Origin of the sequence: Corynebacterium sp. MSK019 (genome assembly GCF_030232425.1) — a bacterium.
Taxonomy (GTDB): domain Bacteria; phylum Actinomycetota; class Actinomycetes; order Mycobacteriales; family Mycobacteriaceae; genus Corynebacterium; species Corynebacterium jeikeium_D.
In genome coordinates this window covers 252,998-277,250 of the sequence record NZ_JASPJT010000002.1, presented here as the reverse complement: position 1 = coordinate 277,250, position 24,253 = coordinate 252,998, and the positions used below count along the sequence as shown (strand labels likewise).

At 57.0% G+C, this 24,253-nt stretch carries 19 protein-coding genes; 8 read left to right on the top strand and 11 right to left on the bottom strand.

Translation table 11 applies throughout. The annotated features are described in order from the left end of the window. Positions 1-35: 35 nt before the first annotated feature. Complete coding sequence (hrpA, locus tag QP982_RS02450) at positions 36-4,055, top strand: ATP-dependent RNA helicase HrpA (protein WP_284870164.1); 4,020 nt, start codon at positions 36-38, stop codon at positions 4,053-4,055. Here hrpA and nrdR read toward each other — a convergent pair. Then, positions 4,052-4,534: a transcriptional regulator NrdR gene (gene nrdR / locus QP982_RS02445; protein WP_042388651.1), complete on the bottom strand. Its 483-nt coding sequence runs from the start codon at positions 4,532-4,534 to the stop codon at positions 4,052-4,054. The two genes, hrpA and nrdR, sit on opposite strands and share 4 nt — an antisense overlap. A gap of 865 nt (positions 4,535-5,399) precedes the next feature. Between nrdR and lexA the strand changes: the two genes are divergently transcribed. The 5 genes from lexA to QP982_RS02420 all read left to right on the top strand — a co-directional run bounded on the left by lexA (position 5,400) and on the right by QP982_RS02420 (position 10,550). Beyond that, on the top strand, positions 5,400-6,101 hold the full coding sequence (gene lexA / locus QP982_RS02440) for a transcriptional repressor LexA (protein WP_016422629.1): 702 nt from the start codon (positions 5,400-5,402) through the stop codon (positions 6,099-6,101). 93 nt (positions 6,102-6,194) lie between these two features. Continuing rightward, the gene (locus tag QP982_RS02435) at positions 6,195-6,974 is read left to right on the top strand and encodes a DeoR/GlpR family DNA-binding transcription regulator (RefSeq protein WP_284870163.1); all 780 of its coding nucleotides are present in this window, start codon (positions 6,195-6,197) and stop codon (positions 6,972-6,974) included. After that, entirely contained in the window at positions 6,971-7,942 is a 972-nt protein-coding gene (locus QP982_RS02430; RefSeq protein WP_016422627.1) for a 1-phosphofructokinase family hexose kinase, read from the top strand. Before QP982_RS02435 ends, QP982_RS02430 begins: the two co-directional genes overlap by 4 nt. A 35-nt stretch (positions 7,943-7,977) precedes the next feature. Continuing rightward, entirely contained in the window at positions 7,978-10,137 is a 2,160-nt protein-coding gene (locus tag QP982_RS02425) for a PTS fructose transporter subunit IIABC (protein ID WP_016422626.1), read from the top strand. A gap of 140 nt (positions 10,138-10,277) precedes the next feature. Further along, positions 10,278-10,550: an HPr family phosphocarrier protein gene (locus QP982_RS02420; RefSeq protein WP_016422625.1), complete on the top strand. Its 273-nt coding sequence runs from the start codon at positions 10,278-10,280 to the stop codon at positions 10,548-10,550. A gap of 91 nt (positions 10,551-10,641) precedes the next feature. Here the strand turns inward: QP982_RS02420 and QP982_RS02415 are convergent, their stop codons facing one another. The 5 genes from QP982_RS02415 to QP982_RS02395 form a co-directional block, all read right to left on the bottom strand. Then, on the bottom strand, positions 10,642-11,985 hold the full coding sequence (locus QP982_RS02415; protein WP_224433128.1) for a uracil-xanthine permease family protein: 1,344 nt from the start codon (positions 11,983-11,985) through the stop codon (positions 10,642-10,644). Positions 11,986-12,101: 116 nt separating this feature from the next. Beyond that, positions 12,102-13,709: a GTPase HflX gene (gene hflX / locus QP982_RS02410; protein WP_284870162.1), complete on the bottom strand. Its 1,608-nt coding sequence runs from the start codon at positions 13,707-13,709 to the stop codon at positions 12,102-12,104. Between the two features lie 75 nt (positions 13,710-13,784). Then, positions 13,785-14,102 (bottom strand): FeoC-like transcriptional regulator, encoded by a 318-nt coding sequence (locus tag QP982_RS02405; RefSeq protein ID WP_141739556.1) that lies wholly within the window; start codon positions 14,100-14,102, stop codon positions 13,785-13,787. Between the two features lie 102 nt (positions 14,103-14,204). After that, entirely contained in the window at positions 14,205-16,190 is a 1,986-nt protein-coding gene (gene feoB / locus QP982_RS02400) for a ferrous iron transport protein B (protein ID WP_284870161.1), read from the bottom strand. Between the two features lie 43 nt (positions 16,191-16,233). Next, positions 16,234-16,491, bottom strand: a complete 258-nt coding sequence (locus QP982_RS02395; RefSeq protein WP_016422620.1) for a FeoA family protein — start codon at positions 16,489-16,491, stop codon at positions 16,234-16,236. Between the two features lie 280 nt (positions 16,492-16,771). Between QP982_RS02395 and QP982_RS02390 the strand changes: the two genes are divergently transcribed. Next, on the top strand, positions 16,772-17,551 hold the full coding sequence (locus QP982_RS02390; RefSeq protein WP_284870160.1) for a hypothetical protein: 780 nt from the start codon (positions 16,772-16,774) through the stop codon (positions 17,549-17,551). Positions 17,552-17,611: 60 nt separating this feature from the next. Here the strand turns inward: QP982_RS02390 and dapF are convergent, their stop codons facing one another. The 3 genes from dapF to QP982_RS02375 all read right to left on the bottom strand — a co-directional run bounded on the left by dapF (position 17,612) and on the right by QP982_RS02375 (position 20,241). After that, positions 17,612-18,535 (bottom strand): diaminopimelate epimerase, encoded by a 924-nt coding sequence (gene dapF, locus QP982_RS02385; RefSeq protein WP_284870159.1) that lies wholly within the window; start codon positions 18,533-18,535, stop codon positions 17,612-17,614. Positions 18,536-18,566: 31 nt separating this feature from the next. Further along, a complete protein-coding gene (gene miaA / locus QP982_RS02380) occupies positions 18,567-19,469 on the bottom strand; it encodes a tRNA (adenosine(37)-N6)-dimethylallyltransferase MiaA (RefSeq protein ID WP_070856759.1) in 903 nt (300 codons plus the stop codon). Positions 19,470-19,536: 67 nt separating this feature from the next. Next, on the bottom strand, positions 19,537-20,241 hold the full coding sequence (locus QP982_RS02375; protein ID WP_284870157.1) for a class III extradiol ring-cleavage dioxygenase family protein: 705 nt from the start codon (positions 20,239-20,241) through the stop codon (positions 19,537-19,539). A 161-nt stretch (positions 20,242-20,402) separates the two neighbouring features. Between QP982_RS02375 and QP982_RS02370 the strand changes: the two genes are divergently transcribed. Continuing rightward, on the top strand, positions 20,403-21,767 hold the full coding sequence (locus tag QP982_RS02370; RefSeq protein WP_284870156.1) for a DUF349 domain-containing protein: 1,365 nt from the start codon (positions 20,403-20,405) through the stop codon (positions 21,765-21,767). Positions 21,768-21,931: 164 nt separating this feature from the next. Here QP982_RS02370 and QP982_RS02365 read toward each other — a convergent pair whose 3' ends face one another. Together QP982_RS02365 and miaB are read right to left on the bottom strand one after the other, a co-directional pair. Then, on the bottom strand, positions 21,932-22,681 hold the full coding sequence (locus QP982_RS02365; protein ID WP_016422614.1) for an Rv2732c family membrane protein: 750 nt from the start codon (positions 22,679-22,681) through the stop codon (positions 21,932-21,934). After that, entirely contained in the window at positions 22,674-24,221 is a 1,548-nt protein-coding gene (gene miaB / locus QP982_RS02360; RefSeq protein WP_049170866.1) for a tRNA (N6-isopentenyl adenosine(37)-C2)-methylthiotransferase MiaB, read from the bottom strand. The genes QP982_RS02365 and miaB overlap by 8 nt, the downstream gene beginning before the upstream one ends. Positions 24,222-24,253 lie beyond the last annotated feature (32 nt).

The window sequence follows — 24,253 nt, the reverse complement described above, 5'->3', positions numbered from 1 at the left end:
TGTCTCCCCAGACGCGGCTAATCTAGTAGGCAACCATGAGTACTCCTAGCCGTTCTGATAAACCAGCTCCACGTGCCCAGTCGGGAAACCACCACTCCGGCCACCGCAATTCCGCCAGGCCACAGCGCTCTGGCAAACCTGCTAAGGACACGCGTAAAAAGGAGCTCTACCAGCTCGCTGATCAATTGCCGATTCGGGAGGCTCAGTCCTTCCGACGCCGGCTAAAGCGAGCATCCGCGCCGAAGGCGCTGTCTGCAATCTCTGCAGACCTCGACTTTGCGCTGGAGCGGTTAGAAAATCGTCGTAAAGCGATTCCTCGCATCACCTACCCTGCCCAGTTGCCGGTGTCCGCGCGCCGCGACGACATTGCAGAGGCAATTGAAAACAACCAGGTCGTCATTATTGCTGGTGAGACTGGCTCTGGTAAGACTACGCAGATCCCGAAGATATGCCTCGAACTGGGACGTGGCGTGCGGGGCAAGATTGGTCACACTCAGCCACGTCGTATTGCGGCGCGTTCCGTCGCGGAGCGCATCGCCCATGAACTGGGCGAAAAGATTGGACAGCACGTCGGCTATGCAGTGCGTTTTGATGACCGCGTGGGCAAGGATACCTGCATCAAACTGATGACCGACGGTATCCTACTGGCCGAAATTGGCCGCGACCGACTGCTGCGCGAGTACGACACCATCATCATCGATGAGGCGCACGAACGCAGCCTCAACATCGACTTCCTGCTGGGATATTTAAAGCATATTCTGCCGCAGCGCCCAGATCTGAAAATCATTATCACTTCGGCGACGATCGATCCGGAACGGTTCGCTCGTCATTTCGCGCCTGACGACAAGCACCCTGCGCCCATCATCGAGGTGTCGGGGCGCACCTACCCGGTGGAAATCCGCTATCGCCCGCTGGTGCGGACCGTTGTTGCGAAAAATGGGCAAGAAAAGGAAGTCGCCATCGAGCAGATCGATGGTGTTATCGCAGCGTGTGAAGAGCTCATGCGGCTTGGCGACGGCGATATCCTGGTGTTCTTTTCGGGTGAGCGAGAGATCCGAGAAGCTGCCGAAGCCATCGAGGGCAAACACTGGAAAGGTGTAGAAGCCGTTCCACTATTCGGTCGGCTATCTAATGCAGAGCAGCATCGGATCTTCACTCCGCATTCCGGGCGTCGCATTGTGCTGGCGACCAACATTGCGGAAACGTCGCTGACGGTCCCTGGTATCGAGTATGTCGTCGATACTGGTACCGCACGCATTTCCCGCTACTCCACCCGCACGAAGGTGCAGCGCCTGCCAGTTGAGGACATCAGCCAGGCATCCGCGAATCAGCGCTCTGGACGCTGTGGCCGTGTAGCTGATGGTGTGGCGATTCGTCTCTACAGCGAAGAGGATTTTCTCTCGCGCCCCGAGTTTACGGATCCGGAGATTCTGCGCACCAATCTCGCTTCGGTTGTACTGCAAATGATTTCACTGCGGCTTGGCGCGATTGAGGACTTCCCCTTTGTCCAGCCACCAGAGCACAAAGCAATCCGCGATGGCATTAACCTGCTCACAGAGCTTCAGGCTATTACCACCACGTCGGGGTCTGATGCCCCCGAGCTGACGGACATCGGCCGACAAATTGCCCGTATCCCAGTCGACCCGCGTCTTGCCCGCATGCTGGTCGAAGGGTACGAGAACACCACTCTTGGGGCGGTAACCGTCATTGTCGCCGCTTTGTCTCTGCAGGATGTGCGCGAACGTCCACTGGAGTTCCAAGCTCAGGCAGATCAGCTACATGCCCGTTTTAAGGACACCACCAGCGACTTCAACTCCCTACTGAAGCTCTGGGAGTACCTGGAGGAAAAGCGTCGCGAGCTTAGCGGTAACCAATTCCGCAAGATGTGCAAGCGCGAGTACCTCCACTATCTGCGCGTTCGCGAGTGGCAGGACTTGGTGCGTCAGCTCCACCAGGCAACGGCCGAGCTGGGCTGGCATCTTTCGGCCCGCAGCTCAACCAACGGTGTCGACAATCCCGACGAGGTGGCAAAGTCACTGTTACCGGGTCTGTTATCGATGATTGGTACGCGCGAGGGCGAGGGCAAGGAATTTACTGGCACCCGCAACACTAAGTTCCTCATTCACCCCTCGTCCGCGTTGGCAAAGAAGCCGCCTCGCTGGGTGATGGCTGCGGAAATCGTCGAGACCTCGCGCACTTTTGCGCGCAACGTCGGCACGATTCAGCCGCAGTGGCTAGAGAAGGTAGCCCCTCATCTGCTCAAGCACCAGTACTCAAAGCCTCACTGGTCTACTAAGCGCGGTGCAGCGATGGCTTACCAGAAGTCGACGCTCTACGGCGTGCCCGTGGTGGTTGACCGTTTGATGCCTTATCACCGAGTCAATGCCGACGCCGCCCGCTCGATCTTCATTCGCTCTGCGCTTGTCGACGGCGAATGGAACACACATCACGAGTTCTTTAAGAACAATCAAGACAAACTTGCCGAAGCCGAGAAGATCGAGGAAAAGCAGCGTTCCCGCGGCATTGTCGTCGATGACGACGTGCTCTACGCGTTCTACGACTCCAAGCTGCCCGCCTCTATCACCACGGCCACCAATTTTGACCGCTGGTGGAAGAAAACTAAGCCCAAGCAGCCAAATCTACTGGACTTTGATCCCAATAAGCTGCTCAACCCCGAAGCCGGCGACATCGACGACAACGCCTTCCCCGAAATGTGGCAGCAGGGCTCGGTCGATTTCTCTCTGTCCTATAAATTCGAACCGGGCGCCCCTGATGACGGTGTGACTCTCCGTGTCCCCGTGCCTCTTCTTGCAGGTCTGCGTGAAGATGGCTTCGACTGGCAGGTACCAGGTCTTCGCGCTGAGCTCGCGGAAGCCTACATTCGCACTCTGCCGAAGGCACTGCGGAAGTCCGTTGTCCCCGCCCCGGATTTCGCACGCCGCGCGCTGGAGACGATGACTCCGTACTCAGGCCGCTTCGTCGATGTTTTTGCCGATGCTTTACGACGACTCGGAGGCTCGGGCATCAATGGTGCAGACTTTGCCCCTTCGAAGCTGCCAGCACACTTGCGCTTTAACTACGCAGTGGTCGACCGCCATGGAAAGATCGTCGATCAGAGCCGAGATCTTGCTGCGCTTCGAGACAAGCATGCCTCGACGGTCTCAACTGCTGTGTCGAAACGTTCGAAGTCTGCAGCACGCGAAGCTGTGAAAAAGTGGACTTCAGAGAACTTGGGCGCCGTCTCATTAACGGTCAAAAGTAATGTCGACGGTCAGTCCGTCACGATGTATCCGACGCTGGTGACCACCAAGGATGGCGTGGCCATTGAGGTCAAACCAACTAAGGCTCAGGCTGAGGCGACGTTGGCGACCACAAACTTGACAATGCTATTGCGGGATTGCCCAGTAAATGGTGCACAAATGACTAAGGGGCTTCCACTCCAGCAACGTGTTGGCGTGGACGCATGGCCACATGGGGGCGCCGATGGGCTTGTCGAGGACTGCCGTGTCGCAGTGATTCGCGACCGTATGATGGCTGCCGGCGGCCCGGTCCGCGATCCGAAGGAATTCGACAAACTACTCGAACACGTTCGTTCTGGAGTCGCCTCAGAGGTGCGCCAATTGGTCGTCGGCGTTGCCCAGGCAATGCCTCGTTATGTCTCGGTGGTAAATCAGCTAAACAAGTGGGAAGGCGATGCTATTGACGATATGCGTCGCCAGCTGGAGTTCATGTTCCCTAAGGGCGCTGTGGCAAGGCACGGTTGGCAGCACCTACGACATTTGCCACGTTATCTCCAAGCAATGGAGATTCGACTTGAGGAAATGAACCGTGACCCGGACCGTGATGCCGAACGTGAAGATGAGGTGACTGAGGCACGCGATTACTTGGCGGCAAAGCTTCAGCAGCTACCTAAGGCACGTTCGAATTCCGCCGAGGTACGGGATATTCAGTGGCTCATTCAAGAGCTGCGCGTCAGCCTTTTCGCACAACGGCTGGGTACCGCCCAGAGCGTATCCCTGACTCGAATAAAGAAACGTGTGGATAAACTGCGTTAGTTCTTTTTAACCTCGTTGCCATTAGCCTGCGGCCCTTTCCCCTTCCGCATGCTGGCAATCTCTTGCGCGAAATCGTCCGCGGAGGAAAAGGACTTGTACACCGAAGCGAAGCGGAGATAGCCAACTTCGTCCAGTTCTTTGAGCGGCTCAAGGATGGCAAGGCCAATATCGTTTGAGTCCACCCGGGGCGTGCCTTTCTCGCGGAGGCTCTCCTCCACTTTTTGTGCAAGTTTCTTCAGCTGAGACTCTGATACTTCGCGCCCCTGGCACGCACGTCGAACACCCTGGATGACCTTTTCACGGTTGAACTCCTCAGGGATTCCATCCCGTTTAACGACCATCAGCTGCGAGCGTTCAATCGTAGAAAAACGTTTACCGCAATTCAGGCATTCTCTCCGGCGACGAATCCCCATACCGTTATCTATTAACCGTGAGTCCAAGACTCGTGTCTGATCATGATGACAAAACTGGCAATACACAGTCTCCAGTCTACGTCCCACCCCAACGCAGGAAACCGGAATGATTATTGTGCGGAGTACGAAGCGTACGTGGACGTAAAGGTGCTTTCGACTGCCTCATTTTGCCCTTGTTCAAAGACCATGCTGCCGACAATTCCGAAGAAAGCACCAAGCCCTAGAGCCCATACCGCCATCAGGCGAGTCAGGTTAGTGCCTGCGGATACATCACTACGATTGGACTGCTGCGCCCTGCTAACGGATAGAGACGGACGCCCGTAGTTGACCGAGACATGACTGGGCCGCGACCTGTCCCTCCGCATTCGCGCCGATGAAGCCCCATTTCGATTGCGCTGTGCAATACGTGCACGCTGACCGGGCCGAACGATGTGCTGTGTGCAAGACGCACTACGTTCACCCCACACCAACGGGGCTTTCCGTGTCGTCCGAGCAGGGAGCTCGGAAACTTGAGAAAAGTCAATATCAGATGTGCTGCTAACACCAAGTGCGGTTGAAACCGTAGACATCATGTTTTCTCCCTTTCCAACGTTGACTCTCCCACCGTTGCCGGCCTGGAGAGAATAAGAGTTGTACGACCGTTTCCCGACGCTGTGGAGACTATGTCCAAGGGCGGATGCGGAGAATCCGTCTAGACCCTTTCATCAAACGACTGTTCGAGTAACTTGTCATGTTCGATTTATAACACCATGTTCGAATATTGTCTACTGCTATCCGGATTTATTTTCGATTTTCGACATCATCACCGCCTCCGAGCACGGATAATGTACACGTTTTCTAAAGAATTCAAGGGCGCACAGTGTTCGATGCTCGACGATTCGAACAGTTTTGAGTTATGATTCATTCGAAAGAGTTTGAGAAGGGATGTTCCATGGCTCAAAAGAAGAAAGCTAACCCTAAAACACTCACCGATCGGCAGCGTCGGATTCTTGACGTCATTTCGGATGCCGTCGTACTTCGCGGATACCCACCGAGCATTCGAGAAATTGGGGATGCTGTGGGCTTGAATTCCACCTCGTCGGTGGCATACCAACTCAAGGAGTTGGAGAAGAAGGGCTTTCTCCGCCGCGACCCACACAAACCCCGCGCGGTAAACGTAAGGGATTCGAAGTCCTCCGCTGGCACTTTCACTCCGGTAAAGCCTGGGCCAAAGGCTACTGGCACCACCCAAACTCCCGAGATGCCAGAGGACATGCCAGAGCCAATCTTCGTTCCTATCGTTGGACAGATTGCGGCTGGCAACCCTATTTTGGCGGAGCAGCATGTGGAAAGTCACATGGCACTTCCGATGGAGATTACGGGCTCTGGTCAGCTATACCTACTCAAGGTCGTGGGTGATTCCATGGTTGACGCGGGCATTCTCGACGGAGACTGGGTGGTAGTCCGTTCCCAAGACGTGGTCGAACAGGGAGATTTCGTTGCAGCCCTGTTTGAAGATGAAGCAACAGTCAAGGAATGGCACGAAGACGCTGCTGGCAAGTGGCTCATGCCCCATAATCGCGCCTTTGACCCACTCCCCGCGGAGCACGCCAAAATCCTCGGCAAGATTGTCAGCGTCCTACGCAGCCTCTAATTTCCCACATTTTCGTTGCCCGAAACAGACATAAACGGGCATACTGGGAACAGATAGTAAAGCTGAAATTTCTTAACAGCTAAGGAGCGGGGAATGTACGCAGAGGAACGCCGCCGGAAGATTGCGTCTTTGACAGCAGTCGAAGGGCGCGTGACGGTCGCTGATCTTGCGGAAGCTTTCGATGTCACAGCAGAGACGATTCGCCGTGACCTAGCTCAGTTGGATGCAGAGGGCGCAGTTCACCGCGTACACGGTGGCGCTGTGGCTACTCGTTCTTTTCAGACTGTTGAGTTTTCAGTTGCCGCTCGAAAGAACGCGCAAAAGGTCGCGAAGCTCTCTATTGCCCGCTGTGCTGCGGATTTTCTGCCTGACTCTGGTGGTGGAATTTTTCTCGATGCTGGAACTACCACCGAGGCTCTTGCAGAGCTGATGGTCCACTCCCCTGATAACCGCCGTTGGTCGGTTGTCACAAACTCTCTTCCCAACGCCATCACACTCGCAGGATCGAACCGCATTGAGCTTCAACTCCTTGGCGGCCAAGTTCGCGTCATTACTCAGGCGGTTGCTGGCGATACGGCACTCCGCACTCTCGCGGTTATGCGTGCCGATGTCGCTTTCATTGGTTCTAATGCCTTGACAATTGACCACGGTCTTTCTACTGCTGATCCGCAGGAAGCGGCGGTAAAGCGCGCGATGATTACGAATGCGCGCAAGGTCATCGTTATGGCGGACTCGACGAAACTTGGCCGCGACTTTCTCGTCAGCTTTGCAGCATTGGAAGATATCGACGTCGTGATTACAGATTCCTCTGCCCCGGAACAGTTCGTCAACGATCTCAGGGAGCAAGGTGTCGAGGTTGTGGTTGCTTCATGATCCTGACCTTGACTGTAAATCCGTCAATCGATCGACTTGCTCGACTCGATACGGAGCTCAAGCGAGGTGGCGTGTTCCGCCTACCAATGGCTGAGGACATGGCTGGTGGCAAGGGAATTAATGTGTCCAAGGCGTTGCACTACGCCGGAGAAAAGACGCTCGCGCTCTACCCGGCATCGGACTCCGGAAAATTCACGCGCCTGTTGGAAGTCTCTGGCATACCCCATGAAGCCATCAACACGACTAACGAAGCCCGCGTTAATCTCACACTCGCAGAGCCAGATGGGACGACCACCAAGCTCAATTCCCCTGGCATGACATTGACGAAAGCGCACCGTAGGCGTGTCCTGGAGAAACTTATCCACCATGCTAAACACGCCACGTGGGTAGTTTTCGCAGGTTCTTTGCCCCCTGGTGTCCCCAGGGATTTTTACGTTCAATGCACCGAGGCGGTGTATTCGGTCAACCCGAATATTCGTGTTGCTATGGATACGAGCGACGGCCCACTGACTGAGGTCGTTCGCGCATTTCCAAAGGTGCGACCTTTTTTGATGAAGCCGAACGCCTACGAACTTGGTCAAATCATTGATCAGGACGGCGAAGAACTTGAGGCCGCTGCAGCCGAAGGGAACTATCTTCCCGTAGCGCAGGCTGCTCGTGCGCTGAACGAGCTTGGCGTTTCCGAAGTCCTGGCCACTCTCGGCGAAGCAGGGGCGGTGCTTTCAGTGAAGTCAGGCGGTTGTTTCGCTGCTACCTCCCCCTCGATAGTCGCTCAGTCGACGGTCGGTGCTGGAGACTGTGCTTTGGCCGGCTACGTTATGTCCCGCGAACGCGGTGATAGCTACCAAGATGCACTAACCACCGCCGTAGCTTATGGGGCGGCGGCAACCAGTCTTCCCGGTACGACCATCCCCTATCCAGAACAGGTTCACCCCGAGGCCGGCCGGTTATGGCAGCTCGACACTTAGCTTTTCGATGCCTAGATAAGGAGCATTAGAAAACCATGTCTTCTTCGGCAGATTTTTCCGCTATTGCATCAGACCTAGCCGATGAGTCGACAGTGTTCCTTGACCTAGATATCGGTCCGCAAAAGGAGAAGATCCTTAACTATCTCATCGCTAAAGCTGTAGAGACCGGCCGCGCCACCGACAGCAACGGCATCGTCGCAGCAGCCCTCGAACGCGAAGAGAAGGCCCCGACAGGTCTGTCGGGAGGGATAGCCATCCCCCACTGCCGCCATGAGGACTGGTCGAAGCCGACCCTGATGTTTGCCCGCTTAACCAGCGCTACAGAATTCACCACACCAGATGGGCCGGCGGACCTGCTCTTTTTCATTGGTGTCCCATCTAGTAACAGCGATGTCCACGTCGATATTCTGGCCGCACTCGCAAAAGCACTTCGCGATAAGGGGTTTCGCGCAGCTCTTCGCGGTGCTGAAAGCGATGAAGAGACTGCCCGGATCATTAGCGAGCACGTCACCAAAGCGCCTCGTCGGAAAGCGAAAAAACCTCCGGCGAAGACCAATATCGTCGCCATCACGGCCTGCCCCACGGGCATCGCACACACTTATTTGGCAGCCGAAGCGCTTACTGGCGCGGCAGAAAGCATGTCTGATGTCACACTAACTGTAGAGACGCAGGGCTCGGCAGGAACCCAGGAAGCCCCCGCAGAGGCAATTGCCCGGGCCGACGTGCTAGTAATCGCAGCCGATATTGGGGTTACGGGGCTTAAGCGCTTCAGCGATAAACCACAGGTCAAAGTGCCAATTCGTAAGGCAGTCAATGAACCTACTGCGGTTATTGAACAAGCGAAGGCAAAAGCAGAACAATCACGGGTTCGCGCCTACGACCGAAAGGCGCCGCAACCTAAGGATGACCACGACAAGGAGGCCGGTCCGCAAACCGGTACTACCGGCGCGGACCCTTCATCTGAGAGGGTACAAGCAACTACCAAGGTGGGGGCACATAAATCATCCTTAGGCGGTGACAAAGCCTTCGGACACTGGGTTCGTGATGCCATTATGACCGGTGTCAGCTATATGGTGCCGTTCGTGGCCGCATCGGGGTTGTTGATTGCGCTGGGATTCCTCGTCGGCGGTCATCAGGTTGGTGTAGTAGCTGACGCCGTGACTAGGGATTTGCGGCTGCCGGAGATTATCGGACTCGATGCCCCGATTGCTGTGCCGACAAAAGATCTCGGCACCGTGCTAATTGATCGTAGTGGGCTGTGGCTGTATCTCGGCTCGGCGCTTTTTGCCATTGGCAACCACGGCATGCAGGTCATTGTGGCTGTAATGAGTGCTTATATCGCCTTTGGCATGGCTGGCAGAGCCGGCATTGCACCAGGCTTTATTGGCGGTGCCATCGCGGTCACGGTTGGCGCCGGCTTCCTTGGGGGCCTGGTGACAGGCATCCTGGCGGGACTAGTTGTAGCCCTACTGTTGAGGATGAAAGTCCCGGACTGGCTGCGACCGCTGATGCCGGTTGTCGTGATTCCTATGCTCGGAGCTATGGCCGTTGGGCTCACCATGTACCTGCTGCTCGGGATGCCGCTGGCTTGGCTGATGACGGCTCTGCAGCAGTGGCTGCAATCACTGGATACGACGGCGGCGTTCCTGTTCGGTGGTCTTCTCGGCGCAATGATGTGCGTGGATATGGGCGGAATGATCAACAAGGCTGCTTATCTTTTTGCCGTCGCAAACATCGCCTCAGCAGATCCCGCATCATGGAAGGTCATGGCCGCTGTGATGGCGGCGGGCATGGTACCTCCATTGGCTACATCTCTGGCAGTTGTGCTCCGACCAAAGCTGTTCAGTTCGGCGGAGCGTCAAAACGGCAAAGCGGGCTGGGTGCTCGGTGCGGCCTTCATTTCAGAGGGAGTAATTCCCTTCGCCGCCGCAGATCCGCTACGTGTGATTCCGCCGATTGTGATTGGCGGTGCCGTCACCGGTGGCACCTCAATGGCTTTGGGTGCGGCCACACGTGTTCCGCACGGAGGTATTTTTGTGCTGTTTGCAATCGACAACCCTGTCGCATGGCTTACTGCAATCGTCTTGGGCAGCATAGTGGCAGCAATTCTCGTTGTGGCAGCTAAAAGCCTGTGGCCGCGGCAAGTCAGCACCGATAATCAAAACCTAGAAGCGGACGTTTCAGCGGAAGCGTAGTTTTTACCGCACCGGCTGGTTTATCCCAACGAGCATTTCTACGATTTTCAGCAAACATTCCCCAACCCATCCGGGCAACCTATTAAGCTCAGAAATGGCATCGAGGAAATCGAGAAGCAGAAAGGCAGGATGCCGCTCGCATGGTTACTCAACATGTCCACGTCGGCTCCAAGGTGGGTATTCATGCCCGCCCTGCAACGGTCATCGCTGAGCGTGCCTCCCGTTTTCAGGAAGAAATTCTGGTCGAGCTCCTTGACTCAGACGAGCCCGACAACGAACCGGCCGATGCTTCATCCTCGTTGATGCTCATGGCACTCGGTGCCGAATTCGGCGATGAAGTCACTGTGACCAGTAGCAACGCGGTTGCGGTAGAGAAAATCGCCGAACTCATCGCCCAAGATCTGAGCGATTAAAAGCAATCAGCTTAACGACGAAACATTGTGGCAACGGTCACGTGGTTCCGTCGTTAAGCATTCGTGCGAGATTCTGCCCTGGACGGGTGGCCTACGAGCGGTTCTCGCCGATGCGGTTGTAGAGCCAGTTCAAAATTGGATAGCCGATAATAATGCCGACCGACCCCCAAGCAATACCCTCCAGCGTCAGCGAACCAATGTCGAGGGTGAGGTTGCCGATACCCGCGATCAGCGCGGTAGCGGCAGCGGTGAGATTAACCGGGTTGTTGAAGTCGACCTTTTCGTCCATCCAGATGCGCACACCGAGCAAACCGATTAGGCCGTAGAGCACCATCGTTGCCCCACCGAGCACGCCGGTAGGAATGGTCAAGATGAGTGCGCCGAACTTTGGAATGAAAGCCAGTGCAATGGCGGTGAAAGCTGCCACCCAGTAAGCTGCGGTCGAATAGACACGGGTAGCGGCCATAACACCGATATTTTCAGCGTAGGTAGTGGTACCAGAACCACCAGCTGAACCGGCGATGGTGGTGGCTAGACCGTCTGCAATAAGAGCATCGCCAGCGATGTCATCGAGGTTTCGGCCGGTCATGGCAGCAACAGCCTTGACGTGACCGACATTCTCTGCGATGAGTACTACGATGACGGGCAGACCAATCAGCATCGCATTGAAGTGGAACTCCGGCGCGTGGAATGCGGGCAGACCAATCCAGGCGGCATTGCCGACAGTTTCTGTAGCCTCGGGCGAGAGATTTCCAGTGGCAGCGGCGAAGACCCAGCCGATTAGTACGCCGATAAGGACACCCAGACGGCTGACCATACCGCGGCCAGCGACGGTTGCGAAGACAATGGATGCCATCGTGACAAATGCGACCAACGGCTGAGTGGCGAAGTTCTCCGTGGCGGCAGGCGCCAGGTTAAGTCCGATGAGAGCGACGATGGCACCGGTTACTGCAGGTGGCATCACTGCATCGAGGACACGCTTGCCGGCGAACTTTACAACGCAGCCAACGAGCATGAGCGCGATGCCGGCGCAGAGCACGACACCGAGCTGAACACCAATACCCTGCGCCTGTGTCGCGGTCAGTGGTGCGATGAAGGCAAACGACGAGCCCAGGTAAGAGGGCAAGCGGTTTCGGGTGATTAGCAGGAAGACAATCGTGCCGATACCCGAGAACAGCAGTGTGGTATTGACTGGGAAACCAGTCAACAGCGGCACCAGAAGAGTTGCACCAAACATGGCAATGACGTGCTGTGCGCCAATGCCAATTGTACGAGGCCAATCGAGGCGTTCGTTGGGAGCCACCACGGCTCCCGGTGCAATCTTCCGACCGTCACCGTGAATATCCCAACCGAAAAGACGGCCACGTTCGGCGTTTTCAGCAGGCGGATTTGCGGAGGTTCCCTGTTGGGTCTCCGCGTCAGAAGTAGAATTCATGGTTGTAATGCTAGTGGATGCCCACCGCAGATCACGCCACGGATACCGCATTAAACCCAGGACTGCCGGAGCTCTTTGTCGCTCTCCCTATTCCAACTCCGCTCTCCCTTTTCCGACTAGGCGTCGTTGCTACTATCCTCATTCGCATCCGCCGTGAAGTGAGGATCCGCTGCAGGTTCGATGCGGTATGCCGACAGTTCATCCGCGAGGCTAGTGGGCAAACGCACATCCATCTGGGTGCCTTGCTCTGTCCATGTCTCCGACAGCACGGTCGCATCTTCGTGGAGCATGGAGACAATATTGCCCTTGTCATAGGGAATCAACATATGGACGTGAGACTCCAACTCATTGAGAGCAAGCTCGAGTCGGGTCTCCAGTTCACCAATCCCCTCACCCGTTCGCGCAGAGACAAAGACCGCATCATCGAGCTGGTGGCGCAGTTGCGCCAGGGTAATGCCATCGGCCTTGTCCACCTTGTTGACTACCAACAGCTCGGGCGGAATCTCGGCCTTTTCTTCCTCCGCGATTTCGTTGATGACTTTGTTGACAGCCTTAATCTGCTCCAGCGGGAATGGGTCAGAGGAGTCTACGACGTGCATGATGACGTCGGCTTCGAGCACCTCTTCCAAGGTCGAGCGAAAAGCTTCAATGAGCTGCGTCGGCAAGTGGCGAACAAATCCGACCGTATCGGTCATAATCACCGTGCGACCGTCGCGAAGCTTGGTGCGACGAGTCGTCGGATCCAGCGTTGCAAACAGCGCGTCTTCCACCAGCACACCAGCGCCTGTCAGTGCGTTGAGCAACGAAGATTTACCCGCGTTGGTGTAGCCGACAATTGCCACGCGCGGCAGGTGTCCAGCCTTACGACGTGCGCGCTTAATCTCGCGCGCAGTCTTCATGCCGGCCAATTCCTTGCGAATCCGCGCCATATCTTGGCGTAGTCGCTGACGATCGGTTTCGATCTTAGTTTCGCCCGGACCACGCAGACCCACGCCGCCGTTGGAGCCCGCGCGACCGCCAGCCTGACGCGATAGGTTGCCGCCCCAGCCGCGCAGACGCGTGTACAGGTACTGCATTTGTGCCAGCGAGACCTGCGCCTTGCCCTCTTTGGACTTCGCGTGCTGAGCAAAGATATCCAAAATCAGCATGGTGCGGTCAATTACCTTGGCGTCAAGCCGGTCCTCCAGCGCCACCAATTGGCCAGGTGACAGCTCACCGTCGCAGATAACTGTATCTGCGCCGGTAGAGGCGACAATATCGCGAAGCTCGTTGAGCTTGCCAGATCCCACGTAAGTACCAGGGTCCGGCTTATCACGACGCTGCAGCACCATCTCTAAAACTTCCGAACCTGCAGTCTCTGCCAGTGCGGCGAGCTCCTCCATCGCCACTTCGGCTTCCTGCAGGGTCCCGGATGTCCAGACACCGAGCAGCACAACGCGCTCCAGTCGGAGCTGACGGTACTCGACCATCACCTCTTCGGATTCAGTATGTGCTACTGACCTGGTCAGCCGGCGCAGAGAGGAACGCGCCTCCAAATCCAAATCACCGACGGTAGGTTCCCCTTGCGTGCCGACGTTCGTTGCGAACGCATCCCCGGAGGCACTATCGGCGTTTTCGCCAGCATCGTTAGCGTCGATGAAAAAATCGTCCATCTCGTGCGAGGTGCGAGCTTGCTGCGACGTTTCGTCGCTGACCTCATCAAAGTTGTTGGAAAAATTCGTCATACTAGCTGCTATTGTCGCATGACAAGCCAAATTCTCCGCATTGTGTGCGGAGAATACCGAGCCGAAGCTCAAGACTTAGGCTGCAGAAGGTGGCCTGCGTGTCAGAACCAGTGCGACCGGACCACTATTAGAACTACCGCCAGCACACGTACCACTGTCGGACATTCCACAGTTGGAACAACCTCCGCCTGGGCACATGCCACCGAGGGATTCCCGGCGCAGTTGGCCGGTGTGTTCCATTCGGTCAAGGATGAGGTCTACCGTTGCTCGCTGCAGGCCGGTGATTTCGCAAATCTTGCGTCGAGAGCTAATGCCCTGCGCAATTGCATCCTGAACGGCTTCTGAAGGCCGACGAGTAACCGTCGTATTCTTCCTGGCTCTAAAGAGTCCCACGGCGATAGCTCCTTTCCGTATCGCGATTCTTGTTGGATCTGATTTCTAGTTCGCAAGTGTGACTTAGTAGCTTTGCCGAAGCTACTAGGAATCAACGAGGCTTTACAGGAACAGCTTCAACCCTTGGAAAACAATCACGGCCAGTGCCCATGCAACGACCAGCTGCGCTAGCAAACCGAAGCCCGTCCACTTCAAGCCGATCTCTCGACGTTGTGCCGCGAGCGTAGCCACGCACGGTGTGTAAGCCAGCAGGAAGATCATATAGGCCCAGACTGCTGCCAATCCGTGTCCATCGGATGCATTGTCAAAGTCACGTCGAATATTCTCCGCGAGCGGGCTGGAGGCCTGTTCGCTCGAATTGGAGTCGGTGACGTCCTCCACTGCATAGGTCTGTGCCCAGGTAGAAATGACGGCTTCCTTGGCCACAAAGCCCGTCACCAACGGACCTGTCAGAGACCATGTACCGAATCCTGCCGGGTTAAACACAGGAGCAATAGTTTCGCTGACTGCACCGTATGCGGAGTCCTGCGGTGCCAGGTCTTCATCGGCAAAGGAGTGCCCGGAGACAACCGGAATAGACATCAGTAGCCATACGACGATGACGGTGCTGACGATGATTCCACTAGCGGTCTGCAGGAATCCCTTCAGACGCATCCACATCACAGATAGTGCCAGCCGTGCGGTCGGAAGCTGGTAGGTTGGCAGGTCAATGACCAGCGGTTCCGACGGCATGGTGCGCCACAAGGTCTTACGCAGTGCAAGGCCGGTCAGAACGATCAGCAGAATCGAGATCACGTACATAGCGAAGACGACTGTGCCCGCGTGTTCCGGAAAGAACACCGCACCCAACATGACATACACGGTCAGGCGCGCCGAGCAGGAGGTAAACGGAACCAGTAGAGCCGTCAAAATGCGGTGGCGCGGATTACTCAGCACACGTGTTGCCGAGATTGCTGGCACATTACAGCCAAAGCCGACGATGAGCGGAATAAATGCCTTACCCGGAAGACCAATTGCACGCATGACACGGTCCGCCACCACGGCTGCACGCGCCATATACCCTGAATCCTCGAGTACTGCGAGGCACAGGAACATGAGTGCCATTAGCGGAACGAAGGTCAGCACCATGCCGACACCACCGATGATGCCGTTTACAAGCAGCCCGGTGACAATCGGATGATCCCATCCCACCGCTTCTAATCCACGGGTAACCAAATCTGCGAAATTACCGGTAATAAGGGTTTCCAAACCGTCCTGCAACGGTGCTGCTACCGTCGTCGTGATTTGGAAGACTGCCCACATAACTGCCAGGAACACAATCGGTCCGAGTACCGGATGGAGAACCACGTTATCAATGCGGTCGGAGAAAGTCTGGCGATCTTCTACCCCGCCCGTAGATGCCGCAACCGCCGCATCAATCGCGGCAAAGCGTGCGTCGTCCAGGCGTTCAATCGATTCACCATCGACCTGGCGAATCGGTGACGACACCGAACTACATCCGTCCAGAGCCGCTGCTACCGCGTCGGCCAACCGCGCCATTCCCGCTTTACGACGGGGATCCAGCGCCACCACCGGCATCCCCATAGCTGACTGCAATGCGTCCGGATTCACATCGATGCCCTTGGCCTTGGCAACATCTAGTTTGGTCAGAGCCAGAACGATGCGCTGGGGCTGTTCCGCCAATTCCGCGGCCATGTAGAGACCACGGCCCAGTGCCGTGGCGTCGACAACGACAACGACGAGATCCGGGCGTTCTTCTTCCGGTTTCTCGATGAGCATCTCGCGAGTGAGCTCTTCGTCCGGACTCATGGCATCCAGCGAGTAGGCACCCGGGAAATCGATGACATCGTACTCAGCGGCATCGGTCTTCCACGCGCCGCGGCTGACCTCTACGGTCGTACCAGGCCAATTGCCCATCTGCGCTTTCGCACCAGTCAAACTATTGAACAGTGTTGACTTACCGGAGTTCGGTGCGCCGACTACTGCGACAACAGGTGCACCATCCTTTGCTGGTGCTCCGCCACTGCATGCATGGCAGCTGGGCGTGGATGCGAATTTTCGCGTTGAGGAATCCGTAGGTGTTGTCATTGTTTACTTTCAGGAGGGAGGTGAGAAAAGAGATGTAGGGGACCTAACCCACGACGGACATCTTGTGCAGCGTGCTGGCATCGATGGCGTAGCGCGTTGCGCCAGCATGGACGATTCGCCCACCGCCGCTGGTGCTCCGTCCCACAGTGACACTCATTCCAGGGCGAAGCCCCAGTTGCGAAAGCCTGCGGCACAGGCGCTCATCCACATGCGACGCTCCCAGAGTGACGGTTACCCCCACCGGGACGTCGGCAAGCGACTGAATGTCATCCGACTGTTTTCGAGACCGCAATCCGAGCATGAGAAACCTCGCTTATATAGATAAGAATTAAGCTAAGCAAATCGTGTTTACGGAGATGAGCTTACTCTTAGGCATGCCTAAATGGAATAAACCGGGCACACCTAAGGAAAGTTATTTATGCCACACTTAATATTTGCCTATTTAGCGTGGCAGAATTGTTAGTCCCATCCGAATAGTTGCCGCGGCGTGGAGGAATGGTTCTAGGTACCCCAGAGCACAATGTGCTCACGTGCGATTCGTTAGTTCGCAGATGAAGATATGGGAAGTATCATCGAAAAGTATGACTACTGACTTGCGAAGCATTGGCATGGACTACCCCAGCTGGCGAGACGCGATGGAAGCCGCGATTGCCAGTGACAATCTGTCGGTCATCGGCGAGGTCCGCGGTGGCCAGCTGGTCCGTTTCGAAGATTCCTCTGGTGCGCGTCTGCACATCCTGAGTGTTGAACCATTTTCTACCTACGCCGGCTTCGCGGGCAGCCCGACCGTCACTGCCCATGTATCCAGCGTGGACGATGTCTTGGCGCTCGTGGAAATCGTCGAGGATGATCCCTCCTCGGATAACTTTGACAAGGTCATCGAGGTCGCTACCTGCCTGCTGTCACAGGGGCCAATGATTGTTGATGCCGGAACTCAGACTTTTGAGCATGTCGCGCTATCAGCTCTGGCAACTGATTTCACCCTCGACGCATCCGCTGAGGAGTACGAAAAGCGCACTGGGACAACCCCGACAACATTGGACTTCGAAGGTGCTAAGGCAATTGTCGGAGATCAGGTCGGCAAGGCATCGCCTAGCGCAACCGTCAAACTGGCTGGTGTTATCAATAACTCCCGCAAGCATGTCAATGAGCTGACCGGCAAGAAGTTCTGGGTGCTCAACCTTGCTCTGCCGACCCCCATGGACGTACTTGTCCCCGGCGGCGACGAAGCTCCCCAGCCAGGTATGGTCGTCTCCGGCACTTTCTCACTGACCGGTGAGATCATTCCGCCTCAAGGTTGCGGAGGCGGCTGTGGCGATGGCGGCTGTGGTTGTGGCGACGGTGGCTGCGGCGGACACTAGTCCGCTAACTCCCCACCGCTTCCACTACCCCGCTAGGGCTCCTGCTGCACTAGCTACCAGTCACAGGGCTTCCAGCTCAATATCGCCGAGCGTGTGAATCACGCTCGGCCCGGTCAAGGTCGCCGAGAAGTCCCCATCCGCATTGCTGGCCTTGTGGACATCCACAGTCACCACACCGCCAGGCACCTTGACTGTCACAGCCCCCTCAGTCCGGCCGGCATCGGCCAGCGCGGCAATAGCTGCCGCAACCGTACCGGTGCCACACGAGCGGGTCTCACCAACTCCACGTTCAATTACTCGCATGGACACCGAATCACAGGCATCCAGCGGGGTGACAATTTCCACATTGAGGCCGTTCGGGAACATGGCTTCGTCGGCACGCACTGGCTTCGCGACACTACCCGCCGCTTCCAATTCCAGCTCCGCCAGAGCGGCGGCATTTAGGCCAGGCATGACGCAGGCCAAATGCGGATTTCCCACGTCGACACCAATCCCGGCGAATTTCTGGGCATTGTTGCCCGAACCAATGAACGCAGTAGCGAGGCCGAGGACTTCCGGCTGGCCCATATCCACCCCAACGACCGCGTGCCTGCGGCTGTGCTCATCAATCGAAACAGCGCGCAGCCCTGCTCGAGTGCCCACCCGCAAAGTTCCGTCGACGACACTGTCCGGGCTGTGAATCGCGGCAATATAGTGTGCAAAGACGCGGACACCATTCCCGCACATCTCGGCAATAGAACCGTCACTATTGCGGTAGTCCATAAACCAATCGTCGGCTTTAACGCCCTCCGGCAATGCCGCCAAAACACCGGCATCGACGAGTTTCCCCGCACGGGCAACCCGCAGGACGCCGTCAGCGCCAAGACCACGTTGTCGATCGCACACTGCTGCGACCAGTGATTCGGTCAATTCAATCGACACCAAATCATCTGGAAAAATCAAAAAATCGTTTTGCGTACCGTGGCCTTTGGCAAATGAAACCATGTCCTCGATGCTAGCGGGACAGCCGAACCGGCTAAAGCCCAAGCGCAGAAAAAGCCTGTCCCGGCACGTCACCGGCAGCGTCTAGCCACGTGATTCGATGATCACGGTTGAACCAGGAGCGCTGACGTCGCACATACCTGCGCGTACCAGTAATCGTGCGTTCACAAGCCGTATCCAGGTCGTAAACCCCATCGAAGTGGTCCAGCACCTGTGCATAGCCGATCGCACGACTAGCGGTCACACCTTCGCGCAACCCTTGCGCCATCAAACTCTCAGTTTCCTCCACCAGACCAGCGGCAAACATGCCCCGCGTGCGCTGTTCAATCCGCGGATTTAGCCATTCCGCCTGCGTCCGCAATCCCAATATGCGCGTATTCCACCGCGGCGGGTTATCAATTGACGGTTTCGAGGCTGCAAACGGCTTGCCTGTCAGCTCGATAACCTCCAAGGCTCGGACGGTGCGTCGCGGGTCGTTGGTCTCAATAATCGCCGCCGCATCCGGATCAATCTCTGCCAGCCGATCATGCAACGCCGCCGGACCGATCTCGTCCTGCACTGCCTCCCATTTCGCACGTACCTCAGGGTCCGTAGGCGGGAACTGCCAGTCGTCCACCAACGCCTGCACATACATCATCGACCCGCCGACAAGGATCGGGACTTTCCCCCGCGCGCGAATGGCCTCAACATCCGCGACCGCCTCACGCTGATACGTCGCCACACTCGCCGGCTGCGTCACGTTCAGAACATCGAGTTGGTGGTGCGGAATCCCCCGCCGCTGATCCACCGACAGCTTTGCTGTTCCGATATCCATTCCTCGATACAGCTGCATCGAATCAACATTGACGACCTCACCGCCAAGCTGCTCCGCAAGTACCAGCCCCAAATCCGACTTTCCCGATGCCGTTGGCCCCACCACAGCAATCGGCACCGGCAAGCTCTCACTCTCCAAAGCCGTCACGACCCAGTTCACACTCCTGCACAAAAACTAAAAACGCGAGCTCTTACTCCGCAACACACTGCCAGCTGGCCACGTGGTAACCGATGCCATAAGGCGCCCCGTCATAGTAAGAACGCTTCACGACGGTCATTCCAGCCCCCATCCAGCTTTCAGCAGCTTTACTCAGCTGCTGCCATAACTCGGCTGCGTACGCGCCGGGAGCTGGAAACACAACATTTTCCACGTTAGCGGTGGAGCAGTCCTGCCCAGCAATCAGACTGCACAGCGCATCAACCTCCGCTGCACCCTCAATTACGCCGACCGGGGAATCGTCCGCAAGGCCGAATGCGCCGTCGACAAGCACAAGCAGACGCGTGTGACCGGCAGCGAGTGCCTCGTCGATAGACTCGAAGCACGTTGCCTGAATGACGCGGCCAGTGTGTCCTTCAGAATTCCGTCGTGCGTAGTCTTCGATAAGCCAGCGCCCCAGCAGCTCAGGTAATTCGGTTCCGCCGGACACCGTGACATCAACCCCATACGGGGAGAAACTGCCGGGTGCGCTGTTCTGATGCGGGGACTTCACCTGCATTCTGCCAGTGATAATGGCGACCGCGCCGGGGTCCCCGGGTTCGTCATCTGTCCACAGCGTCGCAACAGTTTCACGGGTTTGACGGCGCAATTCCGTGGAGATAGCTGCAAACCCACCCAGCTCCTCGACGATGAGGAGCGCACGCGGAACGATAACAAGCCGAGGCAAACGCGAATTCACGTCCTCAACGCTACCGTGAGGGGCTAGTCGATGCCTTATTCCGGCGGTGTTACGCGCGCTGTGCCAAAATTTTTGGGATACTCGAGCACATACCGTAAGTGTTTGATGGCAGCCGCGTCGCGCGGCAGTTCTGCATGAAGATTGGAAGAGGTTTACCCACTATGACCGGTACCAGCAATTCCCCTAAGCCAGGTCCACGTCCGGGTCCACGTCCCGGACCTCGACCAGGCGCAATGCCGGCTCATCGTAAGGCCCCTGGAACCACTCAAGCGCTTGCGGGGTCGGCCGCTGTGGCACATGCCGTCCACAATGATCCAAAGAAGTTTGGCCGCATTGATAAAGACGGCACTGTTTGGCTGACCACCAGCGCCGGCGAGCGCAATATTGGTTCCTGGCAGGCCGGCACCGTAGAAGAGGGTTATGCCCACTACGGCAAGCGCTATGAGGATCTGGCCACCGAGGTCGAGCTACTGGAATCTCGTGTAGTCTCCCACCCGCAGGAGGCAAAGACCATTTCCCACAACGCAGTTGAACTGCGTGAGAGCCTTTCCACCGCCGCAGTCCTCGGCGATATCGATGCGCTGGATAAGCGCCTTGCAGAGGTCATTGCCACCTCCCACGTCGCAGAGGAAAAAGTCGCTCACGACAAGGCAGAGCGCCGTAAGAACGCCATCGCACGTAAGGAAGAGCTCGCCGCAGAGGCCGAGGAGCTCGCAGAGAACTCCACCGAGTGGAAGGCCGCCGGCGACCGTATCCGCGAAATTCTCACGGAGTGGAAGCAGATTCGCGGCATCGACCGCAAAACTGATGATCAGCTCTGGCGCCGTTACTCCCGCGCGCGTGATTCTTTCAACCGCCGCCGCGGTGCCCATTTTGCGGAGCTGGACCGCAACCGTGCGGCTGCTCGCCGCGTTAAGGAGGACATCATTGAGCGAGCTGAGGCCCTGAAGACCTCCACTGATTGGGGTGGCACCGCTGCTGCCTTCCGTGACCTGATGGCAGAGTGGAAGGCCGCTGGTCGAGCGCCACGCGAGGTCGATGACAAGCTGTGGGCGCAGTTCAAGGCCGCCCAGGATGAGTTCTTTGGTGCTCGCAACGCGGTCAACGAAGCTCGAGACAAGGAGTTCGAGGAAAACGCCGCGGCCAAGGACGCACTACTGGCTGAATACGAAGACCGCATTGATCCCTCCAAGGGCCTCGAGCACGCTCGCAGCGAACTTCGTCAGTTGCAAGAGAAATGGGAGGCCATCGGCTTCGTGCCGCGTGGTCGTGTGCGTGAGTATGAAAACCGCATTGGCGCACTGGAAAAGCGCGTCTCCGATGCTGCCGATTCGCAGTGGCGCCGCACCGACCCCGAAGCACAGGCTCGCGTCCAGCAGTTCGCCGACCGCGCAGCGGAGTTTGAACAGAAAGCCGCCGAACTCGAGGCAAAGGGCAAGGCTTCTCAGGCCGCCAAGGCTCGGGAGCAGGCCAAACAGTGGCGACAGTGGGCAGAGCAGGCCGCGGCGACTCTCAAGGAGCTCTAACAAAAGCTAGTTGTGTGTCGGGGAAGCAGGTTCTCGCTCTCCGGCGTCCGCAACAGAATCCTGGCTCAGCTACGCGCTGGCAACGCGTCGATGGTTAAAAGTAAGGGGCTCTCTTCCGGAATGGAAGAGAGCCCCATACTTACTGCGCTAGTTAAAAAGTCTCACTACTCGTCGCTGACCTGTTCGTCCTTTTCGCCGGTCTGCTGAGAGACATTATCCGCGCTACTGCCCTGCTGGACACGATTGCGTCGGCGAGCGCGTTCACGGCGGTCGTCGACGACCTCAACATCCGTAGTCGTATTCGGGGTCAGGCCCGCCCGCAGGTAAACCTGCTGCGCGCGCAGTACCGGATCGGTGTCAGCGTGCTTGCGACGTTTCGTCGCGATTGCGAGCTGCTCCTTACTACGTCGGAAAGCGATGAAAGTCACGGAGATGGCCAGTAGAAAACTGCAGAAAATACCGAGCATCAGGCCGAAGGAAATACCCTCGCCGGCCAGTTCCTGTGGACGAGACTGACGCATCCAACCAGCGAAGACTGAGTAGACCATCTGAATACAGGCAAAAAACCAGGTGACGAATGCGAGAATCGTCGTCCGCGTAATCAGCGTGGCAATAGCTAGCAAGACACCTACCACCACGAGAATGGAGTAAATTCGCTCCGGTCGAGTCGTGAAGTACTGATGCGCAACATCCGTATCCAGCAACACATCAAAGCCCAAAACAACGCCCGAGTGCGGAAGGAAGAAACTCGTAATGAGGCCGATGACGGCAACCATCATCGGAATCACCGCACGGCCGAGATCCAGCTCGCCAGCGGCCTTGCGCTCCTGAACCCGCAACGCCTGCGCGGATTCCACCGACTGCTCGCTAGTGGATTCCATATCACTTTCCGGCGAAGCCTTGTCACTACTCACAGCCGCATCCCTCACTTACACTCGTTTTCTCCGGGCGCCCAATCTTTGGCAAGCCCAGACCAACTCCGATCGGCGCGGTCGTCGGAGTCTGGCCGACCTCTACATTATCCCCCGCCTTAGTGCGGCGGTGTGTGAGCACACCGGAGTCAGCAATGAGGAAGTGCGGTGCGGAGTCGGTCACGCGTACTGTCACGTAATCACCTGGGCGAATCTTGCGGTCGACGATGCCTGGTTCGCTTTCCGACGGGCTGAAGTGCACCAGGCGGCCATCCCGACTACGACCAGACATGCGATGAGTCTCCGCATTCTTACGGCCATCGGACTGGCTGACCAGCAGCTCGACTTCCCGGCCGACTAGCTTAGCGTTTTCTTCCTCGGAAATACGCTCCTGAAGCGCTAGCAGCCGACCATAGCGTTCCTTCACAACCTGTGGTGGAACCTGATCCGCCATGGTTGCCGCCGGAGTTCCCGGGCGGGGCGAGTATTGGAAGGTGAACGCCGAGCTAAAACGAGCCTTTTCCACCACGTCGAGAGTTTGCTGGAAGTCCTCTTCAGTCTCGCCTGGGAAACCGACAATAATGTCAGTGGTAATGGCGGCATCCGGCATTTTTTCCCTAACCTTCTCCAGAATTCCCAGGAATTTCTTGGTGCGGTAGGAACGGCGCATGTCTTTCAGCACTCGGTCGGAACCGGACTGTAGTGGCATGTGTAGCTGATGAACCACGTTCGGTGTCTCCGCCATGGCGTCGATGACATCATCGGTGAACTCAGCTGGGTGCGGAGACGTAAAGCGCACGCGCTCCAACCCCTCAATCTGGCCGCAGGCGCGCAGCAACTTGGAAAAAGCCGAGCGGTCGCGTTCCATGTCAGGGTCGGCGAAGTTAACACCATAGGCGTTGACATTCTGTCCAAGGAGGGTGACGTCAGTAACGCCCTGCTCCACGAGTGCCTGCACCTCAGCGAGAATCTCGCCTGGACGACGATCGCGTTCCTTACCACGCAAACTGGGGACGATGCAGAAGGTGCACGTGTTGTTGCAGCCTACGGAGATACTCACCCAACCTGCGTAAGTGGATTCACGCTTGGCCGGCAGCACCGAGGGAAATTCTTCCAGTGCGTCCTTAATCTCGACTTCAGCCCGGTCATTATGAGCGGCGCGTTCCAACAGTGCTGGCAACGAACCCAAGTTATGCGTACCGAAGACAACGTCCACCCATGGGGCCTTCTTTACGACGACGTCCTTATCCTTCTGGGCCAAGCAGCCACCGACGGCAATCTGCATGCCTGGGTGAGCATCCTTGACTGGTTTGAGCTGTCCCAACGTGCCATAAAGGCGATTGTCCGCATTCTCTCGAACGGCACAGGTGTTGAAAACGACCAGATCAGGATTATCGCCTTCTGCAGCCGCTACATAACCGTTTTCTTCCAGCAAGCCAGACAGTCGTTCCGAGTCATGGACGTTCATCTGACAACCGAACGTACGTACCTCATATGTGCGAGGCGAAGACTGCTGCTGAGAGTTCAAAGAAGGGGTAGTCACGGCAGTTTAGGTTAGCTGTTTATGGCCCATTT